Below are 24,558 nucleotides of genomic sequence, written 5' to 3'. Positions count from 1 at the left end.
ATGATAGGGGTTCACTCGCCCTCGGGCGCTTCCGGGGTATCGGCCACCGGACCGGCATCCGGGTCGGGTGCGCGGCGAACGAAGCGGATCTCGACGTCCGGCTGCGTCTCGCCATCCAGCACGCGGTCGGTGGAGGTCCACACGAGGGTGTCCTCCCCGTCGAAGGATAGCCGCTGGGTGGCGGCGCTGGTCTCGGCATCCGCGGTCACGCCGCTGGTGCGGATCAGCCAGCCCTCGCCGCTGCGGGTCCACTGGCCGCTGGCATTTCCCCCGTCGCTGTCGAAGGTCCACCAGAAGACCGACGAGGTCGCGGGATTCCAGCCGATGCGGATGGTCGTATTCTGGACGCCGCCGTCGGCATCGGATGCCACCGCTTCACCGAGGAGGAAATTCCCGCTCGCATCCAGATCCATCGCGAGGTCGGTGCGGACGCCCTCGCCGCTCTCATAGGTCCACTCGCCGACCAGGCCGCCGAGGGGCTTCAGGCGCTCGGACGGAGGCGTGACTTCCAGGTGATCGCGGGTGCTGGCGATGAGCCAGGTGCCATCCGCCTGCTTCACCTGGGTGGCGGAGTAGCGGATCGACTTCACCGGCTCGCTCTCGGACGTGGTGAAGTGGACCGTGCCCTCCTCGATGGCCACGCCGGGCGCGATGAGATGCACCGCCGAGGCTTCCAGCGCTACCTGCGGGACATCGTCGTCCTTTTCAAAAATCTCCCGGTAGCGTGCCTCGATGGCCTCGCGGCCGCGGTAGGTCTCGCCATCGCGGGCGATCATCTCGCCCTCCGGCAGGAAGAGCCCGGCGATGGTGGCGGCGTCCTTCGCATTGAAGGCAGCGACGAAGCGCTCGGCGGCCTTGCCGAGCGACTCGACATCAGCATCGTCGGGAGACTGCTCCCCGGCGGCGGGGCCGGTCGGTGGCGCGGGATCCTGCGCAATCGCGAGGCCGGGCAGCGCGGCGAAGATGGCGGCCAGAAGCGGTCGCCGGAGGTAGGTCCGGATTTTCATTTCGGATAGGGAAAGCGGTGGAACCCCATCTAACGGAACAGATGGGAAACATAGCTAATACCCGAACGCACCGGAGTTGCGATTGTTATTTTGGCAACGCATCCGTCGCCGCGGAACCGCCTTCCGGAGAAAGCAGAAACCCCGTCCCGCGGGTGGGCGGGACGGGGCTGGCGGCGACTGTCGTGGGGGGAGGAAAGTTGCCCGGGGGGGAGGCTTTGCTTGATTACTTCTTGTAGGTGCCTTTCAGGAAGGGCTCGCCGACGACGCCCTTGTATTCCTTCAGGATCTTGAACTGGCCGTCGGCGCGCGTCTCGCCGATGTAGACGTTCTTGGTGAGGTGGCGGTTCTTCTGGGTGGTGACCTTGCCGCCCGGACCCTCGAAGGAGATGCCGGCTTCGAGCGCGGCGTTCACCTTGTCCACGTCGAAGGAGCCGGCCTTCTCGACCGCGGCCTTCCAGAGATAGACGCCGTCATAGCTCAGGACCATGGGCGAGCAGGTCACGCGGCCTTCCTTCACGATGCCGGGGGTCTTGGTCGTCTTCAGCCAGGCCTTGAAGCCGTCGGTGAACTTCTTGTTCGCAGGGGTGCGGATCGACTGGAAGTAGGTCCAGCAGCCGAGCTGGCCGACGAGTTGCTTCGCGGGCAGGCCGCGGAACTCGTCTTCCGAGATCGAGAAGCTGACCACCGGGCAGGTCTCGGCAGTGAGACCGGCGGCGGCGTATTCTTTGAAGAAGGGCACGTTGGTGTCGCCGTTCAGCGTGTTGATCACGCAGGCATTGCCACCGGCGGCGAACTGTTTGATCTCGGCGATGATCTGCTGGTAGTCGGTGTGGCCGAAGGGGGTGTACTTGCCCGCGGAGACGATCTCGTCGCCTTCCTTGCGGAAGCCGCCGCCGATGTTCTCGAGCGGGACGCCCTTGCTGAGGAGATACTCCAGCAGCACCAGGTTCGTGGTCTGCGGATAGACGTAGTCGGAGCCGATGAGGTAGAATTTCTTCTTACCCTCCGCGAGCATGTAGTCCACGGCCGGGGTGGCCTGCTGGTTCACGGCCTCGGCGGTGTAGAAGATGTTCTTGGACATCTCCTCGCCCTCGTACTGCACGGGGTAGAAGAGCAGGCCCTTCTTTTCCTCGAAGACGGGGAGCACGGACTTGCGGCTCACGGAGGTCCAGCAGCCGAAGGTCACGGCGACCTTGTCCACGTCGAGGAGTTGCTTCGCCTTTTCGGCGAAGAGCGGCCAGTTCGACGCGCCGTCCACGACGACGGGTTCGATCTTCTTGCCGAGCACGCCGCCGTTCGCATTGATCTCGTCGAAGGCGAAGAGCAGCACGTCGCGCAGCGAGGTCTCGCTGATGGCCATGGTGCCGCTGAGGGAGTGGAGCACGCCGACCTTCACGGTCTCCTGGGCGTGGGTGGGGGCGGCCGAGAGGACGGCCGAGAGCGCTGCACTGGCGAGCAGGCGTTGGAAAAGGGAGCGGGTCATTTTTGTTAGCAGATGGTTTGGGTTTGGCCGCAAGCGGGGGAAAGGCCCGTTCCTGGATGGAACCGGGAACGGACCTTCCCGCTGCAACCGATTATGATACCAAGGAAGGGGGAGGGGCTCAGAAAGCGCAGCCGATGCCGATGGTGCCGGTGAGGAACTCATCGTCCGGATTGCCGATGACATCGTCATCGGTGACGTAGTAGGTGACTCCGCCGTGGAGGTTCCACTTGCCGTAGTCTTCACCGAGGAAGTCGAGGGCGTAGGTGGCGGTCACGCCGAAGGAGCCGTAGCCGAGTCCATCGTCCGTGCTTGCCGGGTGGAAGTCGTCTTCGAAGAAGTAGGCGACATTCAGCGGGAAGGAGAAGGTGACCGGACCGGCTTCGATCGAGTGGGAGATGCCCGCCACGACGATGGTGCCTTCATTGCCACCGAGGACACCGGCGAATCCCGCGTCGATGCGGTTGTGGATGAGGATGGACGGGCTGAGGAAGCAATCGTAGGCGAACTTGAGGTCGATGATTTCCTCGGTCTCCTCACCGTAGAGCCATGCCTGGTAGAGGGCGGTGATGGAGAGGTCGCCGATCTTGTAGCCGAGGCCGCCCCAGACATCGACTTCCTGGAGATTGCCGCCCACGGGGTCGGTGCCGGCGGGCTTGCCATTCACGTCCCACCAGGTGCCGAGGATGGCGGAGAAGTTGCCCGGGAGCGCCCAGGTGAGTTCCAGTGATGGATTGAAGGTGCCTCCGTCCCAGCTGTTGCCATCGGCCCACACGTCATTGCCGTAGGAGATGAAGTGCGAGTTGAGGTCGAGATTGAGCGTACCCGAGAACTTCGATTCCGGAGCCGGCGTGGTGATCGTCGTGGTGGTGGTCTGGGCATCACCCGCCATGGAGGCGGCGGTGCCGAGGAGGGAGGCGATCAGGGCGCAGGTGAATGCGGAGGACTTCACTGGTTTCATCATGGATGTTCGGTATGGTTTTGTACGGGGATACTTCCCCGCATAACCGCATGAGCATTCGCATGGCCACCCGTGCCAACTGTGGGATGTACATGACAAGAAACCGAATCCGATCTAACTGATAGGCGCATGAGTTGCCCTCATGGTTTTCAGAAAAGAGGCGTCAATACGCAGGAAAGATCGCGTTAAAATTTGAATCAGGCGATGAATCTACCTAAATTTGGTAAGGATTTGCCCGCCGATTGATAAATCAGAGTACGCAATCCACTGATCAATGCACGTGCCGCCAAGCTATCGGCACACAATGAGCGGATGATGTGAATGTTTCCTGTCAGCGGTCCGTGTCCGAAATAGGTCCGCTCGTCATTGAACTTATCCAAATCTTCCGCAGGCCATGATTCCTTATCCATGCCGGCGACGTAGGCGGTGACATAGTGCGCGGCGGGGAAGCGCTCTCGCAAGGCGGCGAGGCTGTGGTCATGCGGGGTGAGCTCGTAGCGCTCGCGGGCGACGAGCTTGTCCGCCGCGATGAGATCCAGCTCCCAGCGCAGGCTTTCGTAAGCGAAGACCTCGCCACGCGCTACGCGGCCCGGAGCGATCCACTCGAAGAAGAGCAGCCCGGCATCCTCCGCGAGGCGGATCTCCGTGCGCTGGTGGTAGCGTGCCCCGGCCTGCGGGATGAAAGGCTCCGGGATCCACTCGAGGAAGGCATCGCTCTCCACGGTGAGCCGCTGGTGGCAGATGGCAGGCGTCTCGCTGCGGGCACGGTGGACGCGCGAGGCACCCGGCGTGCTGAGCACCACCCGGCTGTCCTTCCCCGCGGTGACGTCGAGGTCGAGGCGATCGCCATCGAAGAAGCCCGCCGTAGGATTGACGAGTTGCACGAGCAAGGAGCCGGACTCGACGTGAGCCTTGCTCAGATGGATCGGCGCACGAAAGGACTGCCGCGAGAGATACGGCGTGCCATCGCCCCGCACATCGCTGCGGAGGTCCAGGTGGCCGCGGATGCTGCGGCCCGTGATGCCGCTACCGTCAGACGAAGAGATACTCATGCTTCAGCCAGGCCAGCAGGTCGTCCTTGCCCTTTTCCGATTTCAGGTCCGCGAAGAGGAAGGGCCGGGTGCCGCGTTGCTTGGCGGCGTCGTGCGCCATCACGTCGAGGTCCGCGCCAACGTAGGGGGCCAGTTCGGTCTTGTTGATGAGCAGCAGGTCGCTGGTGCGGATGGCCGGGCCTCCCTTGCGCGGGATCTTGTCGCCCTCGGCCACGTCGATGACGTAGATGTAGGCGTCCACCAGCTCCGGGGAAAAGGTGGCGGAGAGATTGTCGCCGCCACTCTCGATGAGGATGAGCTTCAGGTCCGGATGCGCCCGCTCGAGGTCCACCACGGCGGCCATGTTCATGCTGATGTCATCGCGGATCGCGGTGTGCGGGCAGCCGCCGGTCTCCACGCCGCGCACGCGGTCCGCGGGCAGCACACCGGCGCGCAGGAGGAATTCCGCGTCCTCGCGCGTGTAGATGTCATTCGTGATGACGGCCAGCGAGAGCTCGTCCTTCAGCCACTGCGACAGGCGCAGCACACACATCGTCTTGCCGGAGCCCACGGGCCCGCCCACGCCGAGGCGGAAGGGGCGCTTGGAAGCGGAGGCCGGGGTGGAGCTGGCGTCAGGAAATGAAGAGTCGGGCGTCGGCACGGGCATGGCGGAGCGAGGCGATTTCTAACAAGGGATTGAACCAGCCGTCGGCCGGTCGGGAGAGCGAGCGGTCGAGCCCGGCACCGAGGTGATCGAGCGTGCGGCGCACGATGCCCTGGCACGCGGTCTGGCCGATGCGCAGGAGCTTCATCGATGCCGTCGCGAAACCGGTCACCGTCTGGAAGGCGAAGGCACGCGCGGCCAGCGCGACCGGCAGCGAGGACAGCTCGATGGCCGTCACCACGAGATGGTGGCTGAAGGGACACGCCGCGTGATGGCTCTCCACCAGCGCGGAGGGCGAGAGCTGGCGCAGCAGCTCCAGCCGCCGCGAGCCGATGCGGCGCGAGGCATCGCGCGTCTCCGCGGGCAAGCGCCACGCATCCAGCTCGGCATCCAGCTCTAACAGCCGCGCGGCATCTTCCTTCATCGCCGCCTCGTGGGCACTGACGAAGAAAGGGAGGTCGAAGGTGAGCAGGGCGGGCAGCACCTGCGTTTCCAGGAATCTCTCCAGTCCCGCGGCGTCCTTCACCACACCGCACTCCACCAGCTCCTCCAGGCCGTAGGAGTGGGCATACGCGCCCGAGGGATACTGGGAGTCATTGGCCTGCATCAGCCATAGCAGCGCATCTCCCTCGTGGCGGGACGACTGCGTTGTTCCGGCTGGGAAGTGCGGGTCCGTGGATTGAGGCGCGGGGGAATGGGCGGGCCCTTCACAACGGAACGGCGCAGCCGTCCCGCCACCTGATGATGATGGCTCAGACGGCATGGGCCATGGCTTTCAGGGGTTGGAAGAGCACGGCTGGCTCGGTGAAGGCCCAGCCTTCCCGATCTAACAACTGGGCCATCGCTTCGTCATGCAGCACGCGGATGCGGTCGGGCAGGATCTGCGCGGGCAGGTGCAGGTTTCCGGTCTTCCACGCGACCAGCGCGGCGTGGGCGGGACTTTCGAAAGGGATGTCATAGACCACCTCGTGAAGCTGCCGGACGACATAGTCCTTGCCCTCGTGATGGTGGATCACGCCGCCGTCGGTGAGCCGGCTTTCCAGGTCGAAGCCGAACTCGGTGCCATCCTCCGCTGTTCCGCGCCAGCGGCGTTTCAGGAATTGCCTGCGCTCCGCGGCCAGTACCACCTGCTCCTCCGGCGGGCGGGAAGAGGCGGGGGCGAGCATGCGTGTGACGAGCTGCATGGATGGGTTCCCCCTCCATGAGCATACGTCATGCCGGATTGCTCCGCGTCACTGTCCTACCAGCACCATCCATGACACGCCGAAGGGATCGATGAGCATGCCGAAGGCGGGCGAGAAGAAGGTCTCCGTCATCGGCGCGCAAACCTGTCCGCCTTCGCTCATCACGGCGAAGATCCGCTCCGCCTCGGACTTATCCTTCACGGTGATGGAGAGGGAGAAGCCGTCGAACTTCGTCTTACCCTCGCAGTTCCCGTCCGACACCATGATGATGCTTTCCCCCAGCTTGAAGGAGGCGTGCATGATCTTCTCGGGATCCGGCGTGCCTCCGCCCGGCCCGCAATTCGGCGGCACGGGGCTGTCCTTGAAGCGCATCGACGAAATCACCTCGGCACCGAGATGCTTTTGGTAGAAGGCGAGGGCTTCCTCGCAGCGACCGTCGAAGAAAAGATAGGGCTGGATGATCATGGGATGAGTCGGAAAGGGGATGGCGGATCAATTGGCGAGCCCGGCGAATTTCTTCCGGGCGTCCCAGAGCAGGTAGAGGGCGAGCAGGCAGATGGCGATGAGCATCGGGGACGTGAGGCCCGCGCCCTGCATGATGAAGGCGTGGTAGGCGATGATGTTCACGATGATGGGGCCGAGCACGAGCAGACCAAAGTTCCGTGTCTTTGGAATGGCGACGAGGATGCCACCGACGATCTGGAGAGATTTGACAAAGGCCAGGTAGCCCGAAGGAACGAATCCTCCCATGAAAAGGGCGACGTAAGATCCCTCGGGCGGAGGCGGCTGGGCAGGTCCCAGGTTGAAAAAGAACATCGAGGCAGCCATCAGGAACAAGGCCCCGAGCAGGCCTCCGGCGATACAGGGCAGGTATTTCATGGCGTGGTTTTCAGGTTCAGGTGGTTTTCCAGACGGTCGAAGTTTTCCTCGTTCGCCTTGAGGATGAATTCGCGGATCTTTTCCCCCGCCTCCGCAGGCTCGAAGGCCATGACCCAAGTCAGGCGGGTGCCATCGGCCTCCTCGTCCCAAGTGAGCGTCATCGTGAAGTGATGCATCGGCTGGTAGTGGCGGAAGGAGACGCGCTCCGGTTCCACCACCTCGATGAATTCCTTCTCGTTCTCGTAGTTCGAGCCGTCCGGCCCGTGCAGGGTGATGTGGAAGCGGCCACCCGGACGCAGGTCGAATTCGTGGACTGTATTCGTGAATCCGGCAGGTCCCCACCACTCGGCGAGCCGGGCGGGATCGCGGAAAGCCGCGAAGACCTCACTGCGCGGGAAGGGCAGCAGGCGGGCGGAAACGATGGCGGGAGGAGTCGTGTCGGACATGGCTGGAAGTGCGTTTTCACATTCCAGACGTCTGGGAACGGCGGAACCAGACACACTCAGCACAAAAATCCGCGCGGTAAAACTCCGGCCGTGTCACGGACCGCGAGTTTCCTTCCCGGACGGAGGTGCCGCTCACATCGCCTTCACCGCGATCACATAGGAGAGCACGGCCTTCTCGTCTTCCGATGCGAGGCCGGCGTGGCGGATCATCTTCGGCATGGTGTCTTCCCACTCGTCGATATCCAGATCCTTTGGCATCATGTAGTTGTGGCATTCGCCGCACTTCAGCATGTAGGTCACGTGGCCGTGCTGCAGGCGCTCCAGCGGGGTGCCGCTCTTCGCCGCCATGGCGGGGGAGGGATTCGGCACCTCGGAGATGCCTCCTTCGGCCGGGTCTTCGGACTGGATATTGCCGTCCGTGGGGATGCCGGTGCCGCCGCAGCCGGTCAGGATCGCGACGAGGGCCCAAGTGCCGAGATGGATACGCATGGCCCCAGCCTAGGGGAGTGCGCCTCCGGGTGAGAAGCGCCAAGTCAGCCCGAATTCACACCGGGAATTATCGAATAGAAGCCGGATAACAGGGGCAAATAACGGCCACTGTCCCGGGGATAAACAAGGGAGGAAATTTCGGACGAGAAGGGGGAAAATCAGCTTAATGATCAAGAATCCTTGATTGTGAGCGAGATTCCTTAGTAAATATGCGCAGAGCTCTGGCGGAACCCATATCTTCCACGCCGGGTTTGGTGGTTTTTCCTCCTCATTTCCTCCTCCTCCATGATCCGAGCCAAGCTTCGGGCGTACGCCCGTTACTTCGTCCTGTCGTCGATTTTTGTCGCGGGAAGCGCGTCCCTTCATGCCCAGGACGAGTTTCCCGGTCATCAGAGAACACAGGAAATCTCCCTGCACAAGGGGTGGAATGCGGTTTATCTGGAGGTCGATCCGGCGGATGGCGCACCGGCGACGGTATTCTCGGGACTGCCGGTGGATAAGGTCGCGACTCTCTTTAAAAACCCGGGCAACCAGCAGTTTGTCTCCGATCCCGCGGTTAGCCTGACCAGCGCACAGGGCTGGGGCGTATGGTATGCATCGGAGCTGCCGGAGGCCTTCCTGAAGTCGCTCGACGAGATCAACGGAAACCGCGCCTATCTCATCCACGCGAAGTCCGACTGCAAATGGAGCGCGAAGGGCCGGGTGACGGGAGACGCCGTGACATGGCAGCCGGACACTTTCAATTTCACCGGCTTCCCGGTGGCCGCGGTCGGAGGCCCGACCTTCGCGCAATTCTTCGCGGGTTCGAAGGCTCACAAGAACCAAGCCATCTACCGGCTCGTCAGCGGCCGGTGGAAGCAGGTGCTCCAGCCGACCGCTGAGGCGATGCGCTCGGGCGAGGCATTCTGGATCTACTGCAAGGGCCCCTCGACTTATCAGGGCCCGCTGCGTGCGGAGGCCTCCGGCGGTAGAATCGCCCTCGGACGGGGTGTCGCCGAGCTCACGCTCCGGAATGAGGCTCCCCATCCCCTTACGCCGACCATCCATCACGTGGCGGGCGACGCTTCGCCGCTGCCGCTTTCGATCCTGATCAAGACCTTCGGGGATCCCGCGGCTCCGGTGAAATCGGTGCCCGTGAATTTCCCGGCATCTGGATGGCAGCAGCCCCTGCCGGCACTGGAGATCTCCGGTGCCTTTGCCGTCCCCTTCGAGTGCCGCAGCGGCGAGTTGCTCCGCCCGCTGCAGGGTTCGCTCCTGAAAATCACCACCGACCTCGGGACGGAGACCTGGGTGCCGGTGTCGGGCCGCCGCGACGATCTCGGCAAGTGATCTGATCTCTTCCCTCTCCTCCTTCGCGACATGAAGCTGTCTTTTTCTCTCTCCTCGTTGCTGGCGTGTGCCTTTTGGACCGCAGCCGCGGTGAATTCCTCCGCCGAATCCAGCCCGTACCGCGGCCTCTGGGTGGGGGAAGTGGCGCTCGGCAAGGTCAACGAGGTGACCGTGCCGCTCGACGCGCAGAATATCCCGCGCGCACCCGACCCGGCCACGCCGACGCCGACCTTCGACGCTGCGAATTTCCGCGTGATCGTCCACGTCGATGCGATGGGACGTGCCAGCCTGCTGAAGCAGGTGGCCATCCTCGCCCGCAAGGCCGACCTGCAAAAGACGGAGAGCGATATGGCGCTGGTGACGGATGAGCGGCTCTACGGCTCCTTCCCTCCACAGGCGGCCACCCGCATCTCCAGCGCGGTCTTCGACTTCGGCGATGCGAAGGCGACCGCGGCCGTGAATGCCGTCATCGAGCGTGCCGCCTCCGCCGCTGCCACCGCCGCGACCCAGTCGGGCGCGACGAAGGCCACCATCAAGACCGCTGCCCAGAATGCCGCCACCCCCGTGATCGCCCAAGCGGACGCGGCCCAGGCTTTCACCACCTTTCTCAGGAATCATCTCGATGCGACGAAGGTCCGCGCGATCGCGAATGGTGGATCCACCTCTGCTGCGCGCACCGCGGCAGACGCACTCAAGAGCGGCTCTTTCTATCAGGACACGCGCGGGACCGAGGTCCTCGACGCGATCCAGGCCACGCTTGCCGCCCTGCCTTCCACGGCCACGCAGCAGCAGCGCGAGCAAGCGGCCCTGAATGCCGCCGCCTCCTTCATCGAGACGAGCCAGGGCTACGAGCGTTTCCTCGCCAGCGAGCTGATCGGAGATGCCATCACCGATGCCGCCGCGAAGGCCGCGAGCACTGCGGAGAGCATCCCCTTCGCTCCGATCACCGGATTTGAAACTGCCAATGGCGGAGCAGCGGTGGCTGCCGTCTCGCCCGCGCACGGTCTGGTCACTGGGGATGAGATCGCGATCCAGGGGGCAGGGCTGTCTTCCTACAATGGCCTGCACAAGGTCACCCGCATCGATGACAACAAGATCCGCCTCGCCACGCCTTTTGTGACGGGCGGTGCCATCGGTGGCTTCGCGGCATCCGACCAGATCGCTCCGGTCCGTGTGACCTCGCCCGCCCACGGCCTCGCCGACGGCACCCGCATCACGGTGCGTGGCTCGCTCGCCGGCTACAATGGCAGCCATCTCATCACCGTGGTGGATGCGAATACCTTCACCATCCCGGTGGTGTTCTCGTCCGATCCGGTGGACCGCGGTCTGTGGTCGGTGAAGTCGGGCAGCATCACGAATTTCGAAAGCGCGCCGGGCGGCACCCTGCTCAAGGTCGTCAGCCCGAACCATGGCCTGAACAACGGCCAAGCCATCGACATCCAAGGCTCCGGCCAGGCGTCCTACAACGGGTCGAAGGTCATCACCCGCATCGATGCCGATTCATTCACCATCCCGGTCGTCTTTGGCGGAAATCCGGCGGTCAAGGGAAGCTGGGACCTGCCGAAGGCCATCGACGGCATCGCCCCTCCGGCCTCCGTGCCGACGCGTATCACTTTCGCGAACCACGGTCTCTCGACCGGCGACCGCATCGTGATCTCGGGCTCCGCGAAGGAGGATTACAATGGCGAGCAAGTGGTCGAGGTTATCGACTCCGGCACCTTCTCCATCGGCATCCCGTGGGACAGCACCACGGGCGATCCCGGGGTGAAGGGCACCTGGGCACCTGCCCCGGGCGGGCAGTGGCGCAGGACCGCCGCGATCCGCGCCGCGCTCGACCAGGTGGCAAAGGTGGCCGCCGCACGCACCCAGGCTGCCAATACCAAGCTATCGGACTTCCCTGAAACGCGGGCACCGGATGCGCTGGAGGTCGTGCTTTCGAGCATCATCGCCGAGGCCGCGCTTTCTGCATCACCGCTGGCCATCGAGATCGGCGCGGCGGCCGAGGCCGCGGGCCGCGCGGCGCTGTCCGACTCGGTGGCGCGCTATCCTCGCGCGACCGCCACGCCATCCACGGACTACAGCGACTTTGTCCGCTCCTCGACCTTCTCCGGGAGCGTGGCCATCGCCGCTGAAGCTGCGGCCACCGCGGCGCTGAAGGAAAAGGCCGACCTGCTGGCCACGACCGCCTCGATCAAGGACAAGGCGACGGAGGCCGCGATCAATGCGCTCTCCTCCGTGCTCTCGACAGCCGCGCGCTCCCTGCTGACCGAGCTGCCGATGACCGGTGATTTCGGCGACTCGATCGCCACGGAGATCGTCCTCCCGGCGAATCATCCCACCAATCCCTTCCGCCACCGCCGCCACCCGGACCACACGAGCGGCATCGACATCCGCCGCCTGGTGAATCTCAGCTTCCAGGCGACCGACGGTGAGATGCTCTCGCGCACCGGCTACGGCGTGGATCGCATTTCCGGCACCTATGCCGAGGAGATCTTCGGTCTGCACAAGCCGCTCGGTCCTTCCAAGAACATCGGCCTCAAGGTGGCCGGTACCTTCCAGCTCCATCGCATCAGCCTGATCGATACCCTCAACGGTCGCTGAGTTCCTCCCCCTCACGCTTTCGCTCTCACCTTCCCATGATCCCGCTTCCGAAATTCCGCACGCTGTTTGCCGGCCTCTTGCTGGGCCTCGCCGCCGCGTCCACCGCGCGGGCGGACGTCTCCGATCTTCTCTTCACCGTGAAGATCGAGGGCAACACGAACGAGCCGACGATCTCGGTGACGAACAACTCGCCGAACCTGGACATCACCCGCTTCGAGTTCACCATCGGCAATACCGCGAAGAACTTCGACGGCTACCAGCAGAACGTAACGCCTCCTCCAGGTGGCACGGCGAATCGCACCGAGCCGACGAGCGGGAACCGGAGCGACAAGGTCGCGTTTGATCTCACGAACTTCGGACCGGGCGAGACCTTCAGCTTCCAGGTGGACGTGGACACCGACGGGCACAATGACGTCCAGAACTACAAGAACGTCTTCTTCAATCTGGGTGGCAACACGCCGAACTCGGTCGCCACGGTATGGTCTGGCGCGGCCAAGGCCTCGCGCACGCTCCCGAGCTTCCCGAATCCGCTGCCGGATGACCAGAATGCCTACGCCTTCCGTGGACCCAGCCGCATCCTGCGAGTGATCAGCACGGAGGAAGAAGGCGGCGGTCCGCCAGTCCGCGGTGTGGTCGTGAAGCGGGACGGCATCGTCATCGCCTCCAACGAGAACGAGTACAACCGGATCGAGGTGGCTCATGGCGACCGCATCCAGATCGTCGCGCAGCCGGAAGTCTTCAAGAACATCCACGCGCAGTACATCACCGACCCGGAGACGGTTAAGAACCAGGCCGAGGAGCGCTTCGTGGCGATCGGCATGTCGGTGAACAACATCGCACAGACCGCGGACCCGACGAACTACGACTTCGAGATCTCGCGCGATACCGACGTGCAGGTGAAGTGGCAGCACTACTATGCGCTGACCGTCCGCCACGACTTCAGCAAGACCCAGAGCCAGGAGGTCATCGCCGGCACGCCGTGGGCGGGTCCCCTCGCATCGGATGCCTCGGGTAATCCGAGCCCGCCGGCCAGCCGCCAGTGGGTGCTGAAGGGCAGCCAGCCGGTCGTGCAGATCGATGGCTTCGTGCTCGATAATTTCAGCCACCCGGGCCTCGACATCCGCCACGTGGTGAAGGGCTACCGTGCCTACGGCCCGCCGAACAATCTTGTCAGCAGCACCCAGAACAGCGTCCGCCTCGCGCCGGACCTGGTGGACATCCGCGCCCAGGGGGTCGGCACCGTTATCAGCTATGCTGCGAATGGCACCGACACGATGGTGACCAATTCCCAGGCCCACACGGTCCGGGTGGGAGACTCGATTGAGATCACCGGCAGCAGTGAAGCGGCCTACAACGGAACCTTCACGGTCAAGTCCGTCGCCGGAAACACTTTCACGCTGAACGTCCCCTTCACCACCGCTCCGGTTGCGAAGGGGCTGTGGCGCAATGTGACGTACGTGAAGTTGTTCAATTTCCCGACCGTCGAGCCGCGCCAGCAGGTGAAGCCGAATTTCCTGATGTATGGCCCGGCGGGCATCACCTACGTCTGGCAGATCCAGTACGGGGTGCGTCTCAATGCCGATGACCCGAACCGCGTGGGCCTCGCGAAAGTCTATGAAGTCACTCCCGGCGGCGACGTGGACCGCACCGTGCAGGACGGCGTCTCGTGGTTCGACCCCGGCACGCGGGTGAAGGTGGTCACCGCGAAGAAGGAGCCGATCGAGAACGGCCTTTCCGCGACGGGCTGGGTGAATGGTGACGGCTACTACTTCGCTGCCATGGGCGAGATCGACCCGTCCAGCAGCCTGCCCACCACCGGCAGCCCGGCGGTGGTCAATGGTGGCCCGGTGGCAACCTGGCTGAGCAATGGCCCGGCAGCCTCGCTCGGCTACGAGATCATGAATCTCCAGCGCCCCGTCCGCATGATGTGGCGCTACGGAGCCGGTGCCATCGTGGTGAACGTGATCATCGGCAAGCATTGCTTCGAGGACTACCCCGCCTACGCCTCGATGTTCACGCAGGCGCCGAACCCGATCATCAATGCGGTTCCGGAGGCGATCGCAATCGCGCCCGGAGGTGCTGCCCCGGGTGCGGAGATGATGGCGGAGTGGGACCCGGTGAGTGCCCGGCTTTTCCCCACCATCCCGGGCCGCTTCACGGTGCCATGGCGTCCGGGCAATAGCCCGACCAGCAATCCGGTGGAAGTCCGCGTGGTCGCGACCCTTCCCAATGATTCCGCGCGCAAGATCCGCGGTCACTACCCGCACATTCAGGGGGCACCCGCCGTCGCGCTCGATCCGGACCCCACGGACAGCTTCAGCTTCAAGTCGATCAAGTACTCCACCGCCGGTGCGTCCGTGGATGCGAACAAGAAGTTCATCACCGAACGTCCCGGCATTTCGGTGCTGCTGTTCTCCCAGCTCCAGAGCGGTGGCCGCGGCCAGCCCCGTGAGTTCCTCCAGGTCCGCGTGGTCGATACGCGTCCCTGGGATGTCGATCTGGCTCCCGTGCCGAAGCAGGTCACCGTCGGTGAGAAGATCCTCGATCCAACAGTGGACCGCGCGAATCTCGGCACCGGCTACGTCCTGGATCTCTCCGGACGGGCCCGCTACAATCCTTTCATCTACAACGGCGGGAAGATGGACGGCATCGCGTCCAAAGATGTCTATGACATGGCCCTGCTGCGCGCCGATGCCTCCTCGCTGAAGGTGCTGAACAAGGCGGCCTTGCCCGGCCCGGTCATCCCGGTGAACGAGCACCCCGGCGTGCCGGATCGTGAACTGCCGATCGTGGTCTGGTACGACGACCCTCGTACCAATGATACCATCCTCTGGCCCTACGTCTCGCGGATCTACAAGCCCGTGTGGCCGTCCGCGAATACGCTGCCGCAGATCGTCGTCGCCAGCCAGCTCGGCAGCGATGGCAAGAACGGCATCAACCAGGACCAGATCGTCGCCCCGGCGATCGGCACCACTCCTGCGGCCACGTCCTACGATCCATCCCGGATCCAGGCCGTGCAGATCTACAACCAGCCGGACTTCAACGCACCGGGATACAACCCGAATGAAGAGCACGCGCTGGTCGCGCCTTCGCTGCGCTTCCTCGATGTCTCGCCTCGCCCGCCCGCGATCTACGCGCTGCGTACCGGCGACCTGAATTATTCGAATCCCTCCGTCACCAACGGGGATGCGCGCTACACCTCGCACCCCTACGTGTTGGCCCAGTTCTTCGACGTGGCCGCGGACGAGGTGAAGATGAAGGCGTATGCGGTGAAGAAGGAGAGCGCCAACGGTGAGAACCCGGCGTATCGCTTCGCCAACAACTTCACGGCCAGCACGACCAGCCTGCGCAGCCAGCCCTTTGTCTCGATGAAGGCAGGCGAGCCGGTCATCCCGTTCTACCCGCTCGGCGTCGCCATCGGTGCCAGCCCGGCTCCCGAGACCTTTGGCAACAACATCCTTTCCCAAGAGACCTATTGGGAAGACTGGCGCGGCTCCTATTGGTCGATCTCCGGTGGCGACAGGGCGTGGTTCAATGTCTCCTTCTACTATCCCCTCGCTCCCGACTTCTGGTGGCCGCCCACGGTGCAGGTCCCACCCGTGAAGGTGGACAAGAATGGCGCCACCTACACCGCTGCCTACGATGCTTCCCGTAATCCGAAGGTCCCGGGCGTGGGCGACTCCGTCGCATTCCTCCCCTCCGCGGTGAAGACCAGCGCGGTGGCGAGCAATCTCCAGCAGCATCTGCCCACCCGCGTCATCTACAAGTCCGAGTGGCCGGACAATCCTGCCGTGCTGAAGGCCGGTGAAACGCTGACCTTCTCCGGCGGCGAATACCGCGCCGACAATCCGACGCGCGTGGTGGTGAACAACGGTGTCTCGACCACCGTCCAGACGCCCGGCCTTCCCCAGCTCACTGCCTTCGCTTCCGCCGAGGTGGTCTTCGACTCGCTGAATCCGGATGCCATCCCCGCACAGTTGAAGAGCCGCTGGACCGCCCGCGTGGTGCAGGCGCTCGACAAGCGGTTCGCTCCTCTCGCCGTGGGCAGCTTCCCTTCCGAGCTGCAGCCCGCCAGCGGCCGCACGACGGTGAAGCAGGGTAAGTATGTCTTCAATGACCTGCCCGCGTCGCTGCAGAAGCGCCTGCGCTACGACCCGCTTTCCACCCGTCCCGTCACCGTCAATGGCGTCACCAGCCAGGTGCCGGGCGTGCTGGAGTTCAGCGGCCTGCTCAATGACAAGGACATTGGTAATGCGACGCTGACCGCCTCGCCACCGGCAGTCTATTCGCTCGAGCCGAACATCCTGACCACGGAGGAGCGCGACGCGATCCTCGCCCTGGTGGAGGTCAGCTCCTCCGCCCGCACCTCGTGGGCGAGTGCCGTCAATGCCCTCTACAATGCCTCGCGGAATCCCGAAGGCCTGCCCGGCAACCCCGGCGAATACCTCACGGGCCTGATGAAACTGCCCCGCTACGGTCCGGACGGGAAGATCCTGAAGGACGAGCTGGGCAACGTGCTCTACCCGACCACCACCACTCCGACGCCGATGCGCGCCTACGGCCCGGGCCTCGCGCTGGTGCCGAACGGTGATTTCCTCAATCCGACCGGCACGCTGCTCAGCGGCTCGCCCTTCCCGGACGAGAGCTGGGTCACGGTGGTGGAGAACAACGACCCGACGCTCGGCGGATCGCCGATCACGCCGCACGTCGTCAAGGTGGACCGCAGGCACCGCTACCGTGGCTCCGTCCAGACGGTCCTCTCCGACAATGTCTTCGACGAGAACATTAACCTGCGCTCCACCGGTGACTTCGGTGCGAATGCCGACGATCTGGTCTTCGAGTGGTGGTATCGCCCGGACGATGGCAGCCTGAACGTGCCGCCGCCGGACCTCATCCCGGCCGGTCAGCCGAATCCATGGAAGCTCTTCCCGGACCCCAGCGGACAGGCTGGCAAGGCCCGCTACCAGATCACGCTGAAGGGAAATCCGAATGCTCCGGAGGCCCTGCTCGCCGATACCTTCTGGTTCGCACGCTATCGCCACAAGAACGACAACGTCAGCGGCACCAACTGGAAGCTGACCCAGCCGGGCGGTCGCCAGGGCGTCAATTTCACCTGGGCCGGTGCAGGAAACTCGCAGCCCTTCGTGGATGCGGACCTGGACGGCTTCCCTGACTTCCGTGCGCAGCTCGCGCAGGGCTGGATCAAGCGCGTGCTGGATGCGGTGAATCCTTACGAAGCCCGCATCCGCGACTTCGAGGGCGACGCTCCGTCGACGCTCGCCTCGATGGTGGCTCAGTTCGGCGCCCGCTACGAAGGCCCGGTCGCGCTCAATCCCGCGAAGAACGTCATCGAGAATGTCGGCCTGATCGAGCTCTACCAGACGCTCCTCAATCGTGGACGAAACCTGAGCATCGATCTCTCGACTCCGGTCTCCACGCCGGCGATCTCGAACGCGCTGCAGCTTGCCGCCACCCGTATCTCCGACTTCTACACGCTGCTCGGCAACGAGGCCTACGTGGATGCCGGCGACCCGACCATCGGCCACGGCAGCGACAGCGCGGACTACGGCAGCCTCGCGACGTCGGTGTTCACCTTCCAGAACCAGATGTCCTCGCAGATCGAGGAGGAGCTCGCGCTGCTCCGCGGTGTGGATGACTACTTCGCCCGCCCGGTCTATAATCGCCTCTTCTGGAACTTCACCAAGGGCGAGGGCGAAGCGGCTTACGCGACGAGCTACAATATCAGCGACATCAATGCCGACGGCTTCATCAATGAAGACGACGCCATGATGATGTTCCCGCAGGGCCACGGCGATGCGTGGGGCCACTACCTCACGGCATTGCGCTCGACCTACGACCTGCTGCGTCACCCGGCATTCAACTGGGTGTCACGCGCGGAGTCCTACAACCTGCAGGACGTGGTCCTGAGCGTGGACTTCCTCGACGAGCGCAAGTTCGCCACCACCGCCGCCGCGAAGGCGAAGGCCGCCGCGGAGATCGTGAATCTCACCTACCGCAACCGCTACGTGGCCGACCCCGAGTCGCAGTGGCAGGGCTATACCGATACCAATGCCGACCGCGCCTGGGGCGTGGACGAGTGGTCGCGCCGTGCGGGCCAAGGTGCCTACTTCGACTGGGTCACCGCAAACGCGCTGCTGCCTTCGCAACATCCGAACACGACCCTCGATGGCATCCGCAAGGTGGACCGCCAGTCCAATGGCGACATCGCGGTCATCTCGGCCAACCTGAACTCGATCCAGTCCACGATGGACCAGGCCGACCGCGGCTACAATCCGCTGGGCCTCGCCAAGGGAGCGCAGATGTTCGACATCGAGCCCGCCTTCATCGAGAACGCCTCGGGTGGCGACCGCCGCTCGCACTTCGACCAGATCTTCGAGCGCGCCTCCAGCATGATGGAGAATGCCACCGAGGTCTGGGATCAGGCGAATACCAGCACCCAGATGCTGCGCCAGATCGGCAACAGCGAGGAAGAGTTCCGCAACTCGACCTTCCAGGAGGACCTCTCCTACCGCAACCAGCTCATCACGATCTTCGGCAAGCCCTATGACGGCACCGTCGGCCCGGGCAGGCTGTATCCGGCAGGCTACAATGGCCCGGACCTCGCGCTCTACATGTATGTGCCGATCCGGCAGATCAACAGCAGCACCGTCCCCGGCCCGACCGCGGAATTCGCGGCCTTCAATGCAGACGGGACCCTCAAATCGGGTACCCTCTACAATGCCTTCCTCGCGTCTTCGCCCTCCGGCAGCGGGAACAGCATCCTGAACAAGGCGACCGCCATGAAGGATGTGGAAGTGGGGGTCCGCGAGCTCTTCGCGAGCACGTTCGCCAACGCGAGCAACTCGATGACCTACTCCGCCAATACCAAGACGGGGATGTTTGCGGTGAACTACACCGACCTGACCAACCCGAAGGTGAACCTCACGAACTTCGTGAACCAGATGCCGGTCACGGCTGCCGGATACACCTTCCAGGCTCCGCAGTCGTGGGGCAGCCGCCCGGCCACGGGCCAGCTCCAGGACATCATCAACCAGATGATCCAGCAGGAAGCCTCGGTCGCGGAAGCGGTCGCGGCATGGGACAAGAACACGCAGTCGGCCCTCCGAGTCCTGCGCCTCGTGAATGCGCGCCTTACCACCAGCGGCCTGAACCAGGGCCGCGACGAGGTCTTCGTCCGCGTGAAGTATGCGGTGAACAACACGATCAAGGTCCTCGAGACCGCGAAGCAGGTCGTCGAGGCTGCGGACGAGCTCACCTGGAACCTGACGCATGCTGCCGCCGAGGGCGTGTCTGTCGTCCTGCCCACCGGCGGTCTGGCCATCTCCCCCGGCGATGCCCTGGCGATGGTGCGTTCCGGCATTGAGTTCTCGGCCACCGGCACCCGAGCGGGATTCACCGTCACGGACAGCGGCCTGACGATCGGCAAGCTCATTGCCGAGATCGCGCTCGATGTTGCCGAGAATGAACTCAATCTCGCCAAGGCGGATGAAGAGCGGAAGCTCCAGATCAAGGAGTGGCTGAAGGAAGCGGAAGACGCCGTCAACGACGAGGCGACCCTGCGCATCGCCATCTTCAAGGAGATCCAGGCCCTTCGTGCCCTGTCCGACCAGTATCGCACCCTGATCGACGAAGGCGCACGCCTGATCGACGAGCGCGCCGCGTTCAACAAGGGCGTCGCCGCGCAGACCCAGAAGAACCGCTACCAGGACATGACGTTCCGTGTGGCCCGCAACCACGCGCTGCAGAACTACCGCAGCGCCTTCGATCTGGCGGCCCGCTACGCCTACCTCGCGGCCTCGGCCTACGACTACGAGACGAACTTTTCGCTCACCGATCCGGCATCGCCCGTGAATGCCTTCGGCGAGATCATCAAGGCCCGCTCGCTGGACTCGATTTCCAGGGCGATCGGAAAGGTGAAGGCGAACCACGACGTGGTCCGGACCCAGATCGGTCTGAACAATGAGCAGCGCGAGGTGGGTGACATCTCGATGCGCCGCGAGTTCATGCGCATCCTCGATTCCGAGGAAGCTCCCGAGGCCGCCTTGGCCGCCGTGCCGGGAGACGAGCCCGACACGCTGTGGCGACAGGAGCTTCAGAAGGCGCGCGTGCCCGACCTCTGGCAGGTGGCGGAGTTCCGCCAGTTCTGCCGTCCGTTCGCGGCCGCGGTGGACGCGACCGGGAAGCAGGTCCCGCAGCCGGGCATCGTGCTGCGTTTCTCCTCCGACATCAGCACCGGGAAGAACTTCTTCGGCAATCCTCTGAGCGGCGGTGACCACGCCTACAGCGTGGCGAATTTCGCGACGAAGATCTTCGGCGTGGGCGTGACCTTCGACGGCTACCAGACCGGCAGCGTGCTCAATGACATGTCCGCCACGCCGCGCGTCTACTTCGTCCCCGCGGGCATGGATGTCATGCGCGTGTCGAACTCGACCAACACGAACGACCTCCGGACCTGGAAGGTGGTCGAGCAGAAGATTCCCGCCCCGATGCCGGCGACCTCATCTCAGCTCACCACCAGCGGCTACATCCCGCTGCTGGACGGCCTGAACGGCCGCTTCGGCGACGCCCGGAAGTTCTCGGACTTCCGCGCCTACCCCGACTCGGTCGAGGAGCCCACGACGGACATCCGCCTGCTGGGCCGCTCGATCTGGAATACCCAGTGGCTGCTCATCATCCCGGGCGCGACGCTCAATGCGGACCCGAATGTCGGCCTCGACCGCTTCGTCGATCAGGTCTCCGACATCAAGCTGATCTTCGATACCTACGGCCAGAGCGGCGGCTGAGGAAACGGAAACATCGAAAGCACCTCATACCCACCCCGATTTTCCATGACTCCCAGGAACTGCTCCACCCGTCCGGCGCGCACCGCCGCGACCTGGCTGTCGATGCTTCTGCTAGGATCGTCCACCGCGCACGCCTTCATCAGCGAGCCGGAGACGCTCGTCTACGGCCGCATCCTCAACCGTGCGAATCCGAACCTCGATCACCTCGTCACCCAGGGCACGCTGCACTGGACCATCCAGAAGCCCGACGGCTCCGCCGTGGTGCTCTCGGGAGAGGTCGATGCGCTCAATGACGGCAATTACTCCTACCTCGTCCGCATCCCGCACCAGGCGATGATGCTGGGCCAGCAGGCCTCGCCGATGGTGTTGCCGCTTGGCACCACCACCTCCACGGCCACGCATTCGTCGATCTCCTTCAATGGGGCACCGGCGAAGATGCTGGTGCCTGCGACCTCGGTCTTCGATCTCGACCAGCTCCTGCGCGCGTCCGCGATGCGCGTGGATCTGGAGATCAATGCCGCCTTGCCCGACCGGGACGGCGACGGGATGCCTGACTGGTGGGAAGACGAGCACGGCCTGGACAAGCAGAATGCCAGCGACGCGCTGGCTGATGCGAATGGCAACGGCGTGAACAATCTCGGCGAATACCGCGCCGGCACCGATCCGGATCACAACAGCACCCACCCGCTGCTCGTGACCCGCGAGGTGATCGCCTACTCGAAGGCGCATTCGCTGGTCCTGCTGGAGACGGTGGACAGCGACAGCACGCCTGCCCAGCTCACCTACACGCTTCATGGCGCGCCTGCGGGCGGGAAGTTGGTGCTGCGAAATGCGGCCCACCTTCCGGCCGAGACTTCGGTCGAGCTGGCCACGGGCGCGACTTTCACGCAGGCCGATGTCTCGGCGGGTCGCCTGGTCTTCCAGCATGCCGAGGGCGAGGCCCCCGGCTCCATCGAGGTGAGCGTGCGCGACCAGACCGCCGGCCACCCGGAATCGCGTGGCACGGTGCAGGTCCTGCTCTTCGACCCCGCTGCGAATCTCGTCGCGGCCACGGCCGAGGAGAGCGTGCGTATCGAGGCTCGCCGCCTCGCCGTCCAGCACGGTCATCTCGTCGCGGACCTCGGAGCGACGGCAGGGAAGCACAAGCTCTCCGCTCCATCGGCGGGTCTCTCGGCCTCTGCCTACGCCACGCACGTCACCCACTACGGTGAGGAAAAGGCACACGTCTTCCTCGGTGGCCCGGCTGACGATACCTTCGCGGGCGGCAGTGCGGCGGATTTCTTCCACGGTGGTGCCGGTGCGAATACCTTCACCGGCGGTGCGGGTGCGGACTCCTTCCTCTTCACCGGCACGTCGACCGCGGTGGATACCATCACCGACTTCACGCCGGCGCAGGGCGACCTCATCGATCTCTCCGGTGTCCTCAATGGAACCTCCCGGAAGCTCACCGACTACGTCCGCATCCGCCGCGACGGCGCGGACGCATTGATGGAGATCTCCGCGGCAGGCACCGGCACCGGATTCACCGACCGCGTCGTCCGTTTGCAGAATTCCTCGCTGCAGCCCGGCGACCTGCTGAATCTCTACTACGCTGGCAATCTGGAGACCGGCGTGATCGGCCTGCCGTCGCGGGTCAGCATCGCGGCGACCACTCCGGTGGCCAGCGAGAATGGCCCGGTGGCCGGTCAATTCACCGTCACCCGCGAGGGCGATCTCGATGTGCCGCTCACCGTGAGCCTGGTGATCAGTGGAAATGCGACGAATGGCGTGGACTACGAGAACGTGGGCTCGTCCATCACCATCCCCGCCGGTCAGGCCGCGGCGGTGATCTCCATCCTGCCCTATGTGGATTCGCTGGTGGAGTTCAATGAGACTGTCTTCTTCCAGCTCGCGACTTCCTCTTCCTATCTTCTCGGTAGCTCGGCTTCCGCGCAGATCACCATCGAGGACCTGAAGCCACAGATCGCGCTGCAGGTCGTGGAGGGTATCGCCGGTGTCACCGGAAGCACTCCGGGCACCGTCTTCGTCCGCCGCAGCGGCATGGTCGCGCCCGAGGTCACGGTGCAGCTCGCGCTCTCCGGCACGGCGAAGAGCGGCACGGACTACAATACGGTGGCTCCCTATGTCACGTTGGCTCCCGGCCAGACGACAAAGGTCATCGAGTTCATCCCGAAGCCGACGGTGAATTTCTCCGGTGCGGACGCGAAGACGATCCGCATGACGGTGAAGCCGGATGCCGCCTATGCCAGCACGGGCTCGTCCGCTGACCTGGTGCTCGTGCCGCAGCGCCTCAGCTATGATGAGTGGCTGGCTGCCCGTGGCCTGCCCGCCTCGGACGAGGCACTGCTTCACTATGGCTTCAGCCAAACCACGCAGCCAGGCGACAACTCGATGTTCGCCCGCATGCCGAAGGCTTCGGTCGAGAATGGCCACCTCACGCTGCGCTTCCGCAAGAAGCCCGGGGTGAGCGACATGGCCTACCAGGTCCAGTACTCGACCAATCTCGGCGAGTGGCAGACCGGCTCCGATGTCATCGAAGACATCACTTCGCAAGTCGCTCCGAACGATCCCGGTGCCGCCGTCTTCCGCTCGAAGAAGCCGATGTCCGCCGAAAAGGTTGCCGCCATGCGCGTGAAGCTGCGGCTTGAAACCGAAGACTGATTCCTTCTCCGCCCTGTCCATGCAGATCCTCTCCCTGCCTCGTACCGTTGCCATCCTTGCCACTGTCTGCCTGCTCGGCCAGTGCAAGAAGCCGGCGATCACTGCGGGTGGCACTCCTGTTACCGAAGATGCGCTCGCCACCGTGGCGGGCCAGGCCATCACGGCCAAGGACCTCCTTGAAGAAGCCGCATGGCGCCAGGCGAACCGTCAGGCGGTGCCCTCCGCCCCGGAGCTGCTGAAGGAGATGGCCGATCGCCTCGCCCTCGTCGAGAAGGCGAAGCAAGCCGGCATCGCCGATGATCCCGAGACGCGGCGACGCATCCAGGGAGTCATCATCGCACAACTCCGCGAGAAGGAGCTCGATGCCGAGATCGCGAAGGTGACGGTGAGCGATGAGGAGGTGAAGGCCGCCTACGATGCCCGCAGCGAGGAATTCGCCCGCAAGGGACTGGATCGCTTCGCCATCCTTTTCCAAGCCGCCGATGCGAAGGCGTCCGATGCCCGCAAGGGCGAGGCGAGGAAGCAGCTTGAAGAAGCCGTCGCGCTTTCCGACGCGGAGCCCGCACCCGGGGGCAGGGGACCTGCCGCCGGAGGCTTCGGCCAGGTGGCTGCCCAGCATTCCGAAGATCAGGTCTCCCGCTACCGCGGTGGCGATGTCGGCTGGATCGAGAGCGATGCGAAGGAAAGCCGCCTGCCTGCCAACGTCCTCGAAGCCGGTCGCGCCCTCGAAAATGGAAAGCGCAGCGGCATCCTCGAGGCGGCCGATGGCTTCTATGTGATCATGAAAACCGACGCGCGGCCCGGCGGCCCGCGTCCGATGGACGAGGTGGCGGGGAATCTCCAGCAGCAGCTCGTCCGCGACAAGCGCCGCGCCATCGAGGAGCGGTTCCTCGCCGATGCCGTCCAGCTTTCCAAGGTATCCATCGATGCCGAGGCCGCCGCGAAGGTGACCCTCCCGGTCACACCCGTGCCTGCGCCTGCCGTTCCTGAACTTTCCCCTCCTTGATCCTCTCCCACTCGCT

The 24,558-nt window shown here is 64.4% G+C and carries 16 protein-coding genes; 5 read left to right on the top strand and 11 right to left on the bottom strand.

The annotated features are described in order from the left end of the window. Window positions 1–11: 11 nt before the first annotated feature. From OKA04_RS03825 to OKA04_RS03775, 11 genes are all read right to left on the bottom strand, one after another. Complete coding sequence (locus OKA04_RS03825) at window positions 12–1,007, bottom strand: YybH family protein (protein WP_264499804.1); 996 nt, start codon at window positions 1,005–1,007, stop codon at window positions 12–14. A gap of 223 nt (window positions 1,008–1,230) precedes the next feature. Then, a complete protein-coding gene (urtA, locus tag OKA04_RS03820) occupies window positions 1,231–2,490 on the bottom strand; it encodes an urea ABC transporter substrate-binding protein (RefSeq protein WP_264499803.1) in 1,260 nt (419 codons plus the stop codon). Window positions 2,491–2,608: 118 nt separating this feature from the next. Beyond that, window positions 2,609–3,451 carry a hypothetical protein gene (locus tag OKA04_RS03815; RefSeq protein ID WP_264499802.1) on the bottom strand — a complete coding sequence of 281 codons (843 nt, stop codon included), beginning with the start codon at window positions 3,449–3,451 and terminating at the stop codon, window positions 2,609–2,611. A 194-nt stretch (window positions 3,452–3,645) separates the two neighbouring features. Further along, window positions 3,646–4,500, bottom strand: a complete 855-nt coding sequence (locus OKA04_RS03810) for an urease accessory protein UreD (RefSeq protein ID WP_264499801.1) — start codon at window positions 4,498–4,500, stop codon at window positions 3,646–3,648. After that, window positions 4,481–5,146 carry an urease accessory protein UreG gene (ureG, locus tag OKA04_RS03805; RefSeq protein WP_264499800.1) on the bottom strand — a complete coding sequence of 222 codons (666 nt, stop codon included), beginning with the start codon at window positions 5,144–5,146 and terminating at the stop codon, window positions 4,481–4,483. Before ureG ends, OKA04_RS03810 begins: the two co-directional genes overlap by 20 nt. Then, window positions 5,112–5,750 carry an urease accessory protein UreF gene (locus tag OKA04_RS03800; RefSeq protein WP_264499799.1) on the bottom strand — a complete coding sequence of 213 codons (639 nt, stop codon included), beginning with the start codon at window positions 5,748–5,750 and terminating at the stop codon, window positions 5,112–5,114. The genes ureG and OKA04_RS03800 overlap by 35 nt, the downstream gene beginning before the upstream one ends. Before the next feature lie 145 nt (window positions 5,751–5,895). Then, window positions 5,896–6,327, bottom strand: coding sequence for an urease accessory protein UreE (locus OKA04_RS03795; protein ID WP_264499798.1), 432 nt, complete (start codon window positions 6,325–6,327; stop codon window positions 5,896–5,898). Between the two features lie 48 nt (window positions 6,328–6,375). Next, on the bottom strand, window positions 6,376–6,792 hold the full coding sequence (locus tag OKA04_RS03790; protein ID WP_264499797.1) for a VOC family protein: 417 nt from the start codon (window positions 6,790–6,792) through the stop codon (window positions 6,376–6,378). A 27-nt stretch (window positions 6,793–6,819) separates the two neighbouring features. Continuing rightward, the gene (locus tag OKA04_RS03785; protein ID WP_264499796.1) at window positions 6,820–7,206 is read right to left on the bottom strand and encodes a hypothetical protein; all 387 of its coding nucleotides are present in this window, start codon (window positions 7,204–7,206) and stop codon (window positions 6,820–6,822) included. Beyond that, complete coding sequence (locus tag OKA04_RS03780) at window positions 7,203–7,652, bottom strand: SRPBCC family protein (protein WP_264499795.1); 450 nt, start codon at window positions 7,650–7,652, stop codon at window positions 7,203–7,205. The genes OKA04_RS03785 and OKA04_RS03780 overlap by 4 nt, the downstream gene beginning before the upstream one ends. 132 nt (window positions 7,653–7,784) lie before the next feature. Then, window positions 7,785–8,141 carry a hypothetical protein gene (locus tag OKA04_RS03775; RefSeq protein WP_264499794.1) on the bottom strand — a complete coding sequence of 119 codons (357 nt, stop codon included), beginning with the start codon at window positions 8,139–8,141 and terminating at the stop codon, window positions 7,785–7,787. Between the two features lie 285 nt (window positions 8,142–8,426). Between OKA04_RS03775 and OKA04_RS03770 the strand changes: the two genes are divergently transcribed. The 5 genes from OKA04_RS03770 to OKA04_RS03750 are packed head-to-tail and all read left to right on the top strand — an operon-like array spanning window position 8,427 to window position 24,542. After that, window positions 8,427–9,470 (top strand): hypothetical protein, encoded by a 1,044-nt coding sequence (locus OKA04_RS03770; RefSeq protein WP_264499793.1) that lies wholly within the window; start codon window positions 8,427–8,429, stop codon window positions 9,468–9,470. Between the two features lie 30 nt (window positions 9,471–9,500). Further along, window positions 9,501–12,071 (top strand): hypothetical protein, encoded by a 2,571-nt coding sequence (locus OKA04_RS03765; protein WP_264499792.1) that lies wholly within the window; start codon window positions 9,501–9,503, stop codon window positions 12,069–12,071. A 35-nt stretch (window positions 12,072–12,106) separates the two neighbouring features. Further along, window positions 12,107–20,875: a hypothetical protein gene (locus OKA04_RS03760; protein WP_264499791.1), complete on the top strand. Its 8,769-nt coding sequence runs from the start codon at window positions 12,107–12,109 to the stop codon at window positions 20,873–20,875. 45 nt (window positions 20,876–20,920) lie between these two features. Continuing rightward, window positions 20,921–23,536 (top strand): Calx-beta domain-containing protein, encoded by a 2,616-nt coding sequence (locus tag OKA04_RS03755; protein WP_264499790.1) that lies wholly within the window; start codon window positions 20,921–20,923, stop codon window positions 23,534–23,536. Next, a complete protein-coding gene (locus tag OKA04_RS03750; protein ID WP_264499789.1) occupies window positions 23,520–24,542 on the top strand; it encodes a peptidylprolyl isomerase in 1,023 nt (340 codons plus the stop codon). The genes OKA04_RS03755 and OKA04_RS03750 overlap by 17 nt, the downstream gene beginning before the upstream one ends. Window positions 24,543–24,558 lie beyond the last annotated feature (16 nt).

It is taken from the genome of Luteolibacter flavescens (genome assembly GCF_025950085.1).
In the GTDB taxonomy this organism is placed as follows: Bacteria; Verrucomicrobiota; Verrucomicrobiia; order Verrucomicrobiales; family Akkermansiaceae; genus Haloferula; species Haloferula flavescens.
The sequence above is the reverse complement of the archived record's forward strand: the minus strand, read 5'-3'. Positions and strand labels throughout refer to the sequence as shown.